Source organism: Ruegeria denitrificans, assembly GCF_001458295.1.
GTDB lineage: Bacteria > Pseudomonadota > Alphaproteobacteria > Rhodobacterales > Rhodobacteraceae > Ruegeria > Ruegeria denitrificans.
The window spans coordinates 26,054-39,001 of the sequence record NZ_CYUD01000016.1; the positions used below are offsets into that span (position 1 = coordinate 26,054).

A 12,948-nucleotide genomic window follows, 5' to 3' on the forward strand; every position below is an offset into this window, starting at 1 on the left:
GCTTTCAAAAAAAGGATAGTGAGCGCATCCTTAGGGGCGAGTGAGTTCTTCTAAGCGGCGAAGCGTTTTTCGGCGCACAGAAAGATAAAAAGGAGTGAAAAATGGGAATTGGTGAAGCCGTTAAAACGTGTTTTTCGAAATACTTCCAGTTCTCCGGTCGGGCTTTACGCTCAGAATACTGGTGGTTCTTCTTGTTCGTGGTTCTCGCGAGCGCTGCTTTAGCTGTGCTGGATACGATCATATTCGGGACCAACCCCGAAACAGGGCAGGGATCTCGGGTTCTGTCCTCTGTTTTCCAACTGGCTGTTCTCATACCCATGCTGGCCGCCGGTTGGCGGAGGCTGCATGATACAGGACGACCTGGCTGGTATTTGCTGCTGCCGATGGCGCTCAGCATTACAACGCTCTTTGTTATGCTGGGTGGGGTGGCGTTCTTCTCGGTTTTGGAGCAAGGGACCGAGAACCCTGACGCATTACGAGGACCCGCGGCAGTCCTGGGCGTGACCGGTATTGTTGTTGTCTCAATTCTTCAATTGGTTCTGTCCATTCTGATGATCTGGTGGCTGACGCGCCCTTCGGAAGAAGGCGCAAACGAATACGGCGAACCTGTTTCCTGACCTGGTTGTCCAGGTAACAAGCCGGCACCTCTGCTGAATGACAGTGCGAACCGCAGCGCCATGGAGAGAGAAAATGAGTTGCAAGCCGATTTCCCTTGGAATGTTGCTGTTGGCTATGGCGACCACAGCATCAGCGGAGTGGTCGTTCAGTCCCGGGCCTAATCCCAATGCATTTATTCAGACCGGAAACATGACGCTGGAACTTCAGTGTAACCGTATCCGATTTGCTCCAGCTGGATATGAGGAAAGCCAGGACATTGTGGACAAGCAGGGGCTTTCCATTCGTTTTTTGAAGAACGGCACCACTGAAGTTGGTGCATTTCAGGTTGGCGCAGAAAACGCTGCCTTGCAGATCGTCGACAATTATCCGGTCGAGGTCAGCTTCAATAGTCAGCAGGACTATAGTTTCGTTCTGGACCAGCTTGCGGCCAATGCTTCGGTCAATCTGTCGATGATTGATCAAGACGTCAGCTATGGAATCTTTGACTTAAAAGGTTCCAGCGCGGCAATTCGGTCCCTTCGTTCCGCCTGCGAGTCAGGTGCTAGTCAGGGGGCCTCTTACGAAGCACCCGAAGGCATCGTCTATTGTGGTGGCGGAGCGATAAAACGCGTGATCGAGCCCGTAATTTTGGACAATCCGGAGGGAGAGTGGGACGCGCGAGTAACGGTCAATGGCGAGTCGATCAGAGCCATGACTGCCTACAGTTACTTCGGAAATTCTGAGCCGCCGACCGGATTTGTCGTCGCCCTACTTGGGGAAGACAGGTCCGAGTTTCTGATTTTTAGCGAGGGCTCGGCAAACTGGCTGGAATACGGGGACTACAGGTATGATCAATGCAATTGATGCCGCTATCCAACCGGCTTCTCAATTAGTGCGCCAGTTGAAATGTTTGGTTTCCGCGATTGTGCTGGTTTCGGGTTTAATTGGGATTTCACCAGCTTTTGCGGCTGACTTATCACAACTACCAACCGGTTTGCGGACAAAGATTGATCTGGCGACACAGGCCTGCGCGTCGTTCAACGACGGTCAGTTTGACTTAGATTGGGGCGCGGTTGAAAGGGTCGATCTAGACGGAGATTTGCAACGCGACTGGGTTCTGAATGAGTCTGGTTTTGCGTGCTCGAGCACCGCATCTCTTTACTGCGGAACTGGCGGATGCATGTCGCACTTTTGAGTTAGCGAAGAGGTGCACTCCTTGCTCAACCAAGGCTGGATGGTCGTTGATTTTGGGCGTCGACGCGTTGTCGTAGCGGATATTCATGGATCCAATTGCGACGGAATAAACCCAACGCCATGCGTCAGCGCCAGTGTTTGGGATGGCGAAGCCGACATTTGGCGCTCATCTGCTGGCGATGGGAGTAAGCTGCATTTGGGCACCGCAAATAAGCCTGACGGCCTGTTTATTCGATGAGTTCTCTTTAGCATGCAAACTTATGGGCAAAGTTCCAAGATTTTCTTTAATGAAATCAATGTCAGAAATGCAGCGTTATGAGCGCACCTAGATCCGGTCTCGGAAATTGCAAAGTCTTGTTACGAATGTCCGCTTTGGGCTGAGACCGGTCCTCAGGAACCATTGAGCCAACGGTAAATTGTCCGCAAGCCGGTCGTAGCCAAGATTTGGGAGAGCGACCGCTTTATGGTGAGAGCGGTCGTTCCTGTTCGAAACTCCGAGTTTTCGGGGGTGAACGCCCGCTCAAGGCCGCTAATCGGTCATCTAAGTAAATCCGTCAGGTGACTGCGCTGAGCCCAAAGTACCGGATACTGCGCAACGATCACTTGGCGGGTTCTGCACCGTAGTCCGCCTCCGATCGGTCTCAGGACGAAGGTGCAACATTTTTGGTGCATACTTCCCTGCCTGTTTGCATTTGCGCGCGCTTACATCGCCGTGTGCTAGCTACAACTGCGTGACACCGGCACCCGGCTCTGTTTATCGGTCGAGCATCGCGAGAACGGCGTCGCGATCGGACAGAACCAGCAGCAAGGCAACATCTCCCGGCTCAAGCTTTTCAAGTATCATTGAAGCGGCTTGTGTGGGCGAAGGAGCTCTGAGTATTTGGTGCGCACCATACCCATGGTCCAACGCTGCCCGTTCGATCAGATCAGAAATGTCACCCAATTCGCGACCTCTGAGATACCCCTCAAGTTCTGTTGCGACGACCACGTCGGGTTTGAAGTTCAGCGCCGTCGCAGTGACGTCATGGATATCCTGATCGGATCTGTCCCCGGCATGGCTGAGCATTATAAAACGCCGTTTTGCCGGCAGGCTGGACAGGGCATCGCAAACGGCCGAAATCGAATGCGGGTTATGGGCAAAATCCACAAAAACCCGCGCGCCATTATAGAGAAACTCGTTGCAACGGCCCGGGTTGTCCCTGGCGTCGGGCTTGAACCCTGCCAACCCCTTTCGAGCTGCCTGAACGGGCAGGTTCAATGCCAGGGCAAGGCATAAGGCCGCTAGGGCGTTAAGGATGTTGTATTTTGCTACGCCCCCCATGGTCAGGGGCACATCGCCGACGGCGATCACCACCCGTTCCGCCGCACCATCGAAAAAGACGATTTTTCCCGACCGCACATAGGCACAGCACTTGCCCGCATCGCGGGCCTGACGGATCAGGGCATTCTGCGCATCCAGCGAATACCACCAGATATTCGCAGATGTATTCGCCGCCTCGGCACGGACAAATTCATCATCGGCATTCAGTGCCAGCACGCCACCCTCGGCCAGCGTGCGATGCACGGCGAATTTGGCCTGAGCCAGTTCCGGCACCGTGTTGACCCCGTATTGCCCCAGATGGTCGTTTGCCACATTGGTGACCGCCGCTGCCGTTGCCGCGCGGGTCGGCAGACCCCGGCGCAGGATACCTCCGCGCGCGACTTCCAGACAGGCGACCTCCAGCCTTTTGTCACGCAACAGCATTCGACCGCCGCCAGGACCGGAATAATCGCCACGGTCGAGAATGTCGTCTCCCACCCGCACAAATTCGGTCGAGGTCAGCCCGGCAACCTTGCCAGAAGCGCGCGCGATCGCCTCAAGCAAACGGGTTGTAGTTGTTTTGCCGTTGGTTCCGGTAATGAAGGCCACCGGGATATTGTGCAGAGCCGACCAGTCCAAGTCATCGGGGGTAGGCAGCGCATCGACCGGCCAGGTCTGACTGCCAGTACCGTGCCCGATCGACACTTCGTCATCATCGCACAGGATATCCACACCATGCGCCTCTGCTGCCGCAATCAGGGCAATCAGCGCGGGATTGGCTTCCTTCTCCATAACGCTTTTGACATCCGCAACCATCTGATCGAAATCGCCGGGCTCGGATGCCAACAGTTCGGAAGCACAGAAATGCCAGACGGTTTGCACCGCGAAGATCGCGGAATAGAGCTGATCCATCGGCGCTGAAATCGCCAGATTGACGCCACCGGTGAAACTGCGGTGGGTTACGTCCTGATCCTGCCAGCCAAGCCCGTCCAGCACGCGGCGCGCGTGTTTTTCCCACAAAGCGGTGACCTGCGCGGTGCCGATATCGGTGAAAAACACATCCATCACCGCGCCGGGGCGGTTCCACAACAGTCCCGGCCCGGTCAGGCGTCGGGCATCGTCTACTCGGATATGATCGGCGTACGCGCTTTCAATTGTCAGCGCGTTTTCAAGCTCTTCGATCCGGTCCATTCCGGTACCCCCGCTCAATCCGCGTCTTCGCTGATGTCGCGGGCCAGGCGCACGCCGCGCGCATCCCGGATCAGGTTCTGGTCGCTTTCGAACATGTCCTCGAACGAGGTGTCGATGGGGCTTGCCACCGGCGCAGCCTCTGTGACTGGCGCTTCGCTATCGGAGTTGAAATAGATGATCTGCTTCCAGCAGCGCGTTGTATCATCACCGAAAATCACCAGCAGATCGCCCGGTGCGGCCTGTTCCAACGCTGCAGTCACCGCTTCGACCTCATCCGGGATGATCGTGATCGCGGCATCATCGACGCCGTTGTCGATCAGGACCTGCCGCATCATTTGCGGCACTTCGTCGTGTCCACGGCCCCGGCGGCGGTCATCTGCCTTGCAGATGAAATGATCAAAATGCCCGGCCAATGCGGCGGCCCCGTCTACGATATCCTCATCGCGCCGGTCGCCGGGCATCGCAACAACGCACAGCCTTCGGCCCTTGACCTCCAACTGATCGGCCAACGCCGCCATCGCCTTGAGCGCGGCAGGGTTGTGGCCATAGTCGAGGATCACCTTGAAGGGATGCTCGTCATAGACATTCAGCCGCCCGGGTGCCTGGAAATAGCTGGTGTCGAAGGTGCGCAGCCCGTGGCGGATATTGTCCAGGTCCACTCCGAAGCTATAGGCCATCGCGGCGGCGAACATTGCGTTCTGGACGTTGAAAATGGCCTTGCCTTCCAATGCCGCCGGGATCAGATGCGACCACAGCACCGGGATATGAAGACCGTTGTCATAAATGGTCAGCATGTCACCATTCATGCCCTTTTCAAGCACAATGGCCTTGCCGCCTGCTTTGATATGTTCCTTGACCAGGCTGTGCCCCGGGTTGGTGGTGACATAAAAGATCTGATCCGCACCGGCATAGTCGGCCATTTTCAGACAGTTGATGTCATCGGCATTCAAAACGGCCGTGTCGGTGGCGCTTTCCACCACCACGCGTTTGACAACGGCCAGTTCCTCAACCGTGTTGATGCCGCCAAGGCCCAGATGATCTGCCGAGACGTTCAGACAGGCCGCTACGTTCGAGCGCTGATAGCCCAGACCCGACCGCACAAGTCCGCCACGTGCGGTTTCCATCACCGCAAAATCGACAGCCGGGTCGCGCAGAACGATCTGTGCCGACTTGGGTCCCGTCATGTCGCCCTTGACGCTCAGCTTGCCGTCAACATAAACACCATCGGTCGAGGTCATGCCAACGGTCTTGCCGCTGGTTTTAATGATGTGCCCCAGCATCCTTGAAGTGGTCGTCTTGCCGTTGGTTCCGGTGATTGCCGCGATGGGGATGCGGGTTTCCTCGGTGGCCGGAAACAGCATGTCGATCACTTTGCCCGCCACGTCGCGCGGCTGACCTTCGGACGGTGCCACGTGCATCCGGAAACCGGGGGCGGCGTTCACCTCGACAATCGCGCCGCCGATATCCTTGTAGGATTTGGTGATGTCGTCGATAAGGAAATCGACACCGCCCACATCCAGCCCGACGGCCATGATGGCACGCTCGGCCATGTCACGGTTGTCAGGGTGCACCACATCCGTCAGATCAATGGCCGTGCCGCCGGTCGACAGGTTCGCGGTTGATCGCAGATAGAAGACCTCGCCGTCAGGCAGCACAGTTTTTTCCGTCACGCCTGCATTTTCCATCAGGCGTTTGGCCTGATTGTCGATCTCCAGCATGGTCAGCACTTTTTCATGCCCGATGCCACGGCGCGGATCCTCGTTCACGATATCGACCAGTTCGGCAATCGTGTGCGTGCCATCGCCTACCACATGGCCCGGCACGCGCTTGGCCACCGCGACCAGCTTGTTGTTCACCACCAGCATCCGGTGATCGAACCCGGTGATGAAGCTTTCCACCAGAATGGCACGGCTGCGGGAATGTTCCTTGGCTTCGGCAAAGCCTGCCTCGACCTCTTCATCCGAGTTCAGGTTGATCGAAACACCGCGCCCATGATTGGCATCGAGCGGTTTGACCACCACCGGGTGCCCGATCCGTGCGGCGGCGCGCACGGCTTCACGCGCGGAATAGACCATGCGTTGCTGCGGCACAGGCAGGCCCAGATCGTTCAGCAGATTGTGCGTGTCTTCCTTGTCGCAGGAAATCTCGACCGAGATATGCTTGGTCTCAGAGGTTATGGTTGCCTGAATGCGTTTCTGGTATTTGCCGTGCCCGAACTGAACCAGTGACCCAGAATTCAGCCTGATCCAAGGGATGTCACGCTCTTGCGCGGCCTTAACCAATGAGCCGGTTGAGGGACCAAATTCCTTGCGCTGCGCCCGCAGCACAAAGCTACGCAACTCGTCATCCCAGTTGAATTCCGGGTCGAAGTCGTAGTCCACCTGTTCCTTGAAGGATTGCGGCAATAGATGCATCAGCAGCCGCATTGCCAGCTTGCCTGCGTCCAGACCAACATCGCGCTGGCGGTATTCGTAAACCATGTTGTATTGGCCGGGTTCGCCTGTGCCGCGCGTGCGGCCAAAGGTTACATCCGAACCGGCCACGTTCTGCACTTCAATGGCACAATGTTCCAAAACATGACCAAGCCAAGTACCTTCATCTTCGCGCAATCGGCGGATGAAACCACCGGGTTCGCGGTAGGAACAGCCATGTTCCGCCAGACCGGGAAGGGCCTGGGTCAATGCATCAATAAACTCGGAACCAATTTTGGCCGAAGGCCAATCTTCCAAAACGCCCAGATCAATGACGTGGCGAATGACCGGAAAACTTGCCCAGACATTCGGGCCGACAAAGACATTGGTCGAGATTATTTTCATGAGGTTCCTCGTTGGTTAGATTATTGTTTCCCCCCGCTGGCGGCCTCATCCCCGGACAGATCCGGCAATGTGCAGAACGCCATATGCTCATCCGGCGGAAAAGCCTGGCGAGCCGTCAGATCATAACGGCACCCTTCACCCAGAACGTCAAGCCGAAGTCCAAGAAGGCTGAGTGCTTCGCCGCGACGGGCATCCCACATCGAAGAATGGGTCAAATGGCTCGCATCCACCACGGTAACCGTTCCGCTGCCGATTACTTCAAAGACGTTATCGGGCCCAATGAAGGCCGCCGTGTCTTCGTCAACGCCCAATCCGATTAGAAAAGGGTTAAAAGATGAAGCGGTTAGCAATCGACCCAGGCGGTTGCGTTGGGTGAAATGCTGATCAATGATGACGGCGTTGGTCAAACCCATACCGGGAGCCAGCGTGATGTTACCTTCGGCTGGACCAGAGTTGCTGCTGCCGCCTGCTACCATATGCTCGGACATGATCGAAGCACCGGCCGAGGTTCCTGCAACCGGCACCCCTGCCGCGTTTCGGCGCCGGATTTTCTGGGCGACCAGCGTGCCTCCAAGAATCGCTGACAGGCGCAACTGGTTCCCACCGGTCAAAAAAATCCCGGTAGCACGATCCAGCATCCCCGCGTAATCCGGGTTGTCGCAATCGGCGCGGCGCGAGATAGGCAGGAATTCAACCTTGCCTGCACCAAGCTCGGAAAAGATGCGGTTATAGTCCGGTCCGGTTTCTTCCAGCATCGAGGCTGTTGGGATCACGACGATATCAGCGTCGGCACCGCCGGATAGTTCTACGAACTTTCGGTGAATCTGCATTTCCTTGACGCGGTCTTCACCGCCGCCGATCGGAATGATGAACCCGCGCGGGGTTTCTGCATCAACGGGTGCAGGGCACATATCTTAACTACCTTCCGGTGCTATAGCGGGCAGCCACCGAGGACCGCGCGGACGCTCAAACCTGTTCATACATGCCGCGTCGGGCTATCTGGCCGTCGCGTACATGCCATTCCCCCCGGGCCATCACATGCCGCACGGCAGTGTTTTCGTCAAGAACGACCAAATCAGCGTCCATACCCACGTTCAGACGACCCTTTCGGTGCAGCTTCAGCAGGTCAGCGACATTTGAGGTCAGCGGAGCCAGAGCTTCGGGCATTGGTACTCCTCTGTTGGTGAGTTCGCGCAGCATGTCCGGCAAAGTGTCGGACAAACCCACACCGAACCGTGTCAGATTGCCTTCATGGTCAAAGGCGGGCAGGCAGCCACCACCGTCAGAGCTGATGGTGAAACGGTCCGCGTGACCGCCCAAATCGCGAAACTGAATGTAGGCCTCAGCAGCAGAGATGCCCGGCTCGACATGTCCGCAAGGGAATGCGGTTGCGTCGATGTAACATCCGTGCCGTGCTAGTGCCACGGCCTGTTCGAAGAGTGGTTTGTTGCGATTGACATGGGTTGGATTGAAGACGCGTGCGGGGATTTCGCAGGTCGCGATAGCCTGTTCCAACATTGACAGCCCTCGCTCGCCATCTCCCATATGGCAATGCACAATCCCCGCCTTGCCAGTCATCAGACCCGCGACATGGGCCTCGCTCGCGATCCGCAGAAACTCGTCCAATGTCGGTTGGCTCGACCGGTGATCACTGATCGCCAGTTCCCCAACACCGATGACCGGATCAAGGAACACAATGTCTCCACGGGCTGAACCGGTGAGGGTGGTCAGTGGGACGTGATAGCCACCGGTGTGACACCAGGCTGAAAGTCCTTCTTCCCGCAACCCATAGGCCTGTTGCACCAGCGTCTGGGTGTTGCGGGTCAGATCGTCCGTGCCCAATACTCCAACGACTGAAGTGACACCGGCACGCGTGAAAGAGGACAGGACAAGCGGCGGCACCCGACTGGCTGGTCCGGTTTCACCGCCACCGCCAGTTATATGCGCATGCCCATCAATAAAACCCGGAACAACCGCTGCACCTTCGACGTCAATGATCTCTGCCTGAAGCTGGTCCGGCAATTCGGGATTTTTACTGCCGAGGTAAATGATGCGCTCACCCGCGGTGAGAATATGGCCCAAACCTACAGGCTCAGGTGAATAGAGACGCGCATTCTTGATGAGCTTCAACACGTTGCAAATCCGTCAGTAGGAGCGAAGACGTCCTTCTTTGCACCAAATGGCAGCAAAAGAACCATCCCCTTTTTCAGGGAAAGCGTAGATGTCGGTCGTACGCCACTAGCAGACAATGAGAAAAATGAAGCGGATGGCAAGTTTGTCCGCAGAGTGGTCATTCGGGGAAAATCGATCAATGTCTGCTATGCGGACAAAGCTGTCATTGGCTCAGAGGTATGCAATGACAGCGTTTTGCCAAATGCGGACATTTCCGCTCCACTCGTTGGGCGGGACGACGGCCTTAGCTTTGCTCAATCACGGTGTAACCTCTGGACGCTTAACTTTTGACACAGCTACACTAACTCGAAAAACAAACCTTCTGTACTGCCGATAAGACAAACAGCAGCATCGAGGAGACGTCGTACTGCGAAGTTGTTTTGTCAGTTTGACAAGATGTACTCGGGTTTCTCTCCGCCATCGCCAAACAAATTCGGATTTTTGACTTTGTTTAGTAAGCGCGTACAATTGCAACAGCTTTAGACGCAAAATCCGCAAGTTAGACCAGCTTCACAGAGACGAAGAGAGGAACGCGGGCGGCACGGGAGGGGGATATGATGAGACTATCTGTTTGGCTATTAGCCTTCGTGTTGCTTACCGGCTGCTGGGAGAAAGAAGAAGAAACGACCCAGACACAAATACGACCTGTCAGAGCCACCCATACGAGGATATGCTCGCTCAAAGACAAGGCTGACGAAATCTCAGTACACAAAGTGCTCTGTTCTTGGTCTTCTGTCGGAATAGTTGCGTCGTTGATTATGCGGAACCTTTGACTGCCGCTGACCTCGTAGCGATAACTTCTTCGGGCAAAAGTTGTCTGACCATCCATATTCTGGGCACCGGTTTCTTGCACTACCCGCGAAGCCATAAACGACTTTCCGTTACCAGCCCCACCCACGAGGAATACCAAGCGTACTATCCCATCGTTGGTCTTAATTCCTCCCTCAATCAGGCTGCTTACAGCTTCCATTGCTCCAGGAGCTGAGGGGCCATCGGGCCAGTTATCCTTTGCAGTAAAGAGGTTCGGGGCCGCCGCGACACCAGCACCACCAAATGCGCGATCGGCAATCCAAGAAGGGTAGCTATCCATGCGCAAGGTTCCTTTAGGCCCATTGGGCAATTCTGTTTATCCGAGCGACTTCAATCCACCAATCTGGCAAAATTTTGGCCGCAGTTGCCGATTAGTAGTAGTAAAGATCTCTTTTTCACATAGTTATCAGAGCGTTCCTGACGTTCAACCCTGCACGTTTACAGGAGGGTTTGAACTAACGCGAGAGTACCCTCGGATGTCTAATCCGATCTTCGAGCCTGGAGGCACCAGTCTTGAACTAAACTCTTGTATTTTATCGATAATGTTTCGCTTTCAGGTGCGCTTCACCGCCCATATACAAACGTTTTAACCGCGGATTACAGTGCCGCAGCCTCGCCAAACAGTCATTTCTTGATCCTTTGCGCGCCCAACGGGTATTTCGCGACGGAGTGCCATGAAATCTGTTTCAACGCTTGCATAGACAACAAGCGTTAGCCCCTCAGCGGTGGATGATCTGCGATGGACCAAGCCTGTTCCTCTGTCTGACAAAACATCGAGGACGTCTCGAGTACGGTCGCCCAAAAGCACTTAGGGCGGCAGACTAAAAAGATAACGCAACGGCGCAAATCCATCACAGCGTCCCGTGGGAAGCTTTAAGCGCCTGACTTATATTGTTTTTTAGAAGAACTGGTGACGCAGAAGAGACTCGCCCCCTACCTCATCATTACGAATGGCGTGCTCTACCAGCCAAGCTAAAGCGGCTTACTAAACCAGAATAGCTTTGTTCTTCCCCCGTTTATTGGCCGTCAGTTGCAACGAGTTGCAATTCGTCAAGTTTGTTCGCCCACCATTCGGCCATTCTCACACGCTCATCCCAAAAGTCGCCACGCAGATAGGCGCGCCTGGTTTTGTTTTCTTCCTCATGGGATAGAGCACGTTCAATTGCGTCAATACTCCACAGTCCACTTTCGGTTGCCAATGTAGTGAACGTTGAACGAAAGCCGTGGGCGCTGACCTCTTCCTTAGCGAATCCCATCCTCCGCAAAGCATTGTTGAAAGTGTTCGAACTGAGCGGCTTCTTCCAATCAGCGACTCCGGGCAAAACATAGCCATCCTCCTGTGAAAGAGGTCGTAGGCGCTGAAGAATTTCGATCGCCTGCGCCGGCAAAGGAGCGCGATGATCGCGTCTCATTTTCATGCGATCTCTTGGGACTGTCCAAACATATTCTTCAAGATTGAATTCCGGCCACTTGGCCTGCCTCAGTTCACCAGGTCGCACATGCAGGATCGCTAGGAGCTGAGCACCAAGCTTCGTTTGGATATGACCACCATATGCGTCTATGGCAGCTAGCAACTCACCAAGGCGTTTGGGATTAAGGATTGCGGCGCGGTGAGCGACTTGTTTCTTTTGCAGTGCTCCCCGGAGAGCGTAGGTAGGATCATTGATGTCCACACCCGTTGCGATCGCATAACGGCAAACTTCTCCGATGACCGATAGGACCCGACCCGCAGTTTCGCGTTTGCCTGCATCCTCTATTGGTTTGACCGTCGCAAAAACATCAGCCGGACGCAGTTCTTTCACGGGACGGTGTCCGACTCCCTCATTGGCCTGATCAATCAACCACGCTTTCTTTTTTAGCGTTTGTGATGCTTTACCTTCCCGGCGGTTCTTTTCCAAAAGCTCTGCCGCAAACGCTGCGAATGTGTCCTCGTCACTGAGTACCGCAGCTCGCTTTCGCATTTGCTTTCGAACACCCGGATCCTGACCATCCAAGATCAGGCGTTTATCACGATCTCTTTTCTCGCGAGCCTCTTTCAGCGAAATCAGAGGGTATGGACCGTAAGACATAGTCTTTTCTCGGCCCTTGTACCGATATTTCAATCGCCAAAGCTTTGATCCATGCGGTTGGACCGCAATGTACAATCCACCTTGGTCGGAAACCTTGTAGGGCTTTTCCTCGGGTTTGAGGTTCCGAATCTTCATATCACTAAGCGGCATTCAAGAATCCAATGTTTCTACCCCCAAAAATACCCCCATCTGACTTGGCTTCTAGCGCATTTTGTTGGACGTTCATGGACACATGTTGCCGCTTAACTATTGATTAATCAATATATAATGGGAAATCACGAACGTTGATGGATTTTGAAGTGGTGCCCGGGGGCGGAATCGAACCACCGACACGAGGATTTTCAATCAGTCTGGGAATCCCCACATCCCGCCACAAGTTGCCTCATCCAACCACATTAACTCGTTGACCTTGTTGGATATCTCGCCTGCATACCGCCACATCAGGTCAAATGACGCCACACCCAACCACACGGGTGGCTGTCACCCATAAGCTACCCTAACTTAGTATCCATGCCGCTCAATCGGTTGTGCCTTGAAGCCGAATCAATCTGCCGGTTTGACCGTTGAGACATTCACCCAGAGAGAGCCAGCCAGGCGATTAGCGTCAGCAATAGCACCACCATGAAGAATGTCGCCAACAACATGAACGAATGAATTGCGTTTGCGACGGCAGGATGGAGAAGCAAGAGCATTCCACCTAAGATCAAGACAAATAGAGCGAGAAAGGACCACATCACATGTTTGCCTGGTTAGACTGTTTTGTTACCTCACTAAGAGGCAAGTCAGTGTGTCGCGCTGT

9 protein-coding genes are annotated in these 12,948 nt (G+C 55.0%); 3 read left to right on the top strand and 6 right to left on the bottom strand.

The genetic code is table 11. The annotated features are described in order from the left end of the window. Positions 1-101: 101 nt before the first annotated feature. The 3 genes from RUE5091_RS19785 to RUE5091_RS23640 all read left to right on the top strand — a co-directional run bounded on the left by RUE5091_RS19785 (position 102) and on the right by RUE5091_RS23640 (position 1,792). On the top strand, positions 102-617 hold the full coding sequence (locus RUE5091_RS19785; protein ID WP_058283668.1) for a DUF805 domain-containing protein: 516 nt from the start codon (positions 102-104) through the stop codon (positions 615-617). A 73-nt stretch (positions 618-690) separates the two neighbouring features. Further along, positions 691-1,461, top strand: a complete 771-nt coding sequence (locus tag RUE5091_RS19790; protein ID WP_082643735.1) for a hypothetical protein — start codon at positions 691-693, stop codon at positions 1,459-1,461. Beyond that, positions 1,445-1,792, top strand: a complete 348-nt coding sequence (locus tag RUE5091_RS23640) for a hypothetical protein (protein ID WP_058283670.1) — start codon at positions 1,445-1,447, stop codon at positions 1,790-1,792. The genes RUE5091_RS19790 and RUE5091_RS23640 overlap by 17 nt, the downstream gene beginning before the upstream one ends. 753 nt (positions 1,793-2,545) lie before the next feature. On the opposite strand, the gene RUE5091_RS19800 is transcribed toward RUE5091_RS23640, so the two are convergent. From RUE5091_RS19800 to RUE5091_RS19825, 6 genes are all read right to left on the bottom strand, one after another. Next, positions 2,546-4,282, bottom strand: coding sequence for a Mur ligase family protein (locus RUE5091_RS19800; protein ID WP_082643736.1), 1,737 nt, complete (start codon positions 4,280-4,282; stop codon positions 2,546-2,548). A gap of 14 nt (positions 4,283-4,296) precedes the next feature. Next, complete coding sequence (gene cphA, locus RUE5091_RS19805; RefSeq protein WP_058283671.1) at positions 4,297-7,098, bottom strand: cyanophycin synthetase; 2,802 nt, start codon at positions 7,096-7,098, stop codon at positions 4,297-4,299. Positions 7,099-7,118: 20 nt separating this feature from the next. Next, the gene (locus RUE5091_RS19810; protein ID WP_082643737.1) at positions 7,119-8,009 is read right to left on the bottom strand and encodes a cyanophycinase; all 891 of its coding nucleotides are present in this window, start codon (positions 8,007-8,009) and stop codon (positions 7,119-7,121) included. Between the two features lie 55 nt (positions 8,010-8,064). After that, positions 8,065-9,231 (bottom strand): beta-aspartyl-peptidase, encoded by a 1,167-nt coding sequence (gene iadA, locus RUE5091_RS19815; protein WP_058283672.1) that lies wholly within the window; start codon positions 9,229-9,231, stop codon positions 8,065-8,067. Positions 9,232-9,769: 538 nt separating this feature from the next. Beyond that, positions 9,770-10,360 (bottom strand): hypothetical protein, encoded by a 591-nt coding sequence (locus tag RUE5091_RS19820; protein ID WP_058283673.1) that lies wholly within the window; start codon positions 10,358-10,360, stop codon positions 9,770-9,772. Positions 10,361-11,096: 736 nt separating this feature from the next. Then, the gene (locus RUE5091_RS19825) at positions 11,097-12,299 is read right to left on the bottom strand and encodes a tyrosine-type recombinase/integrase (RefSeq protein ID WP_058283674.1); all 1,203 of its coding nucleotides are present in this window, start codon (positions 12,297-12,299) and stop codon (positions 11,097-11,099) included. Positions 12,300-12,948: the final 649 nt, after the last annotated feature.

What these genes read in the sequence shown, in the direction of transcription:
- RUE5091_RS19785 (WP_058283668.1), top strand. Translation starts at nt 102, where the DNA reads ATGGGAATTGGTGAAGCCGTTAAAACGTGTTTTTCGAAATACTTCCAG.
- RUE5091_RS19790 (WP_082643735.1), top strand. Translation starts at nt 691, where the DNA reads ATGAGTTGCAAGCCGATTTCCCTTGGAATGTTGCTGTTGGCTATGGCG.
- RUE5091_RS23640 (WP_058283670.1), top strand. Translation starts at nt 1,445, where the DNA reads ATGATCAATGCAATTGATGCCGCTATCCAACCGGCTTCTCAATTAGTG.
- RUE5091_RS19800 (WP_082643736.1), bottom strand. Translation starts at nt 4,282, where the DNA reads ATGGACCGGATCGAAGAGCTTGAAAACGCGCTGACAATTGAAAGCGCG.
- cphA (WP_058283671.1), bottom strand. Translation starts at nt 7,098, where the DNA reads ATGAAAATAATCTCGACCAATGTCTTTGTCGGCCCGAATGTCTGGGCA.
- RUE5091_RS19810 (WP_082643737.1), bottom strand. Translation starts at nt 8,009, where the DNA reads ATGTGCCCTGCACCCGTTGATGCAGAAACCCCGCGCGGGTTCATCATT.
- RUE5091_RS19820 (WP_058283673.1), bottom strand. Translation starts at nt 10,360, where the DNA reads ATGGATAGCTACCCTTCTTGGATTGCCGATCGCGCATTTGGTGGTGCT.
- RUE5091_RS19825 (WP_058283674.1), bottom strand. Translation starts at nt 12,299, where the DNA reads ATGCCGCTTAGTGATATGAAGATTCGGAACCTCAAACCCGAGGAAAAG.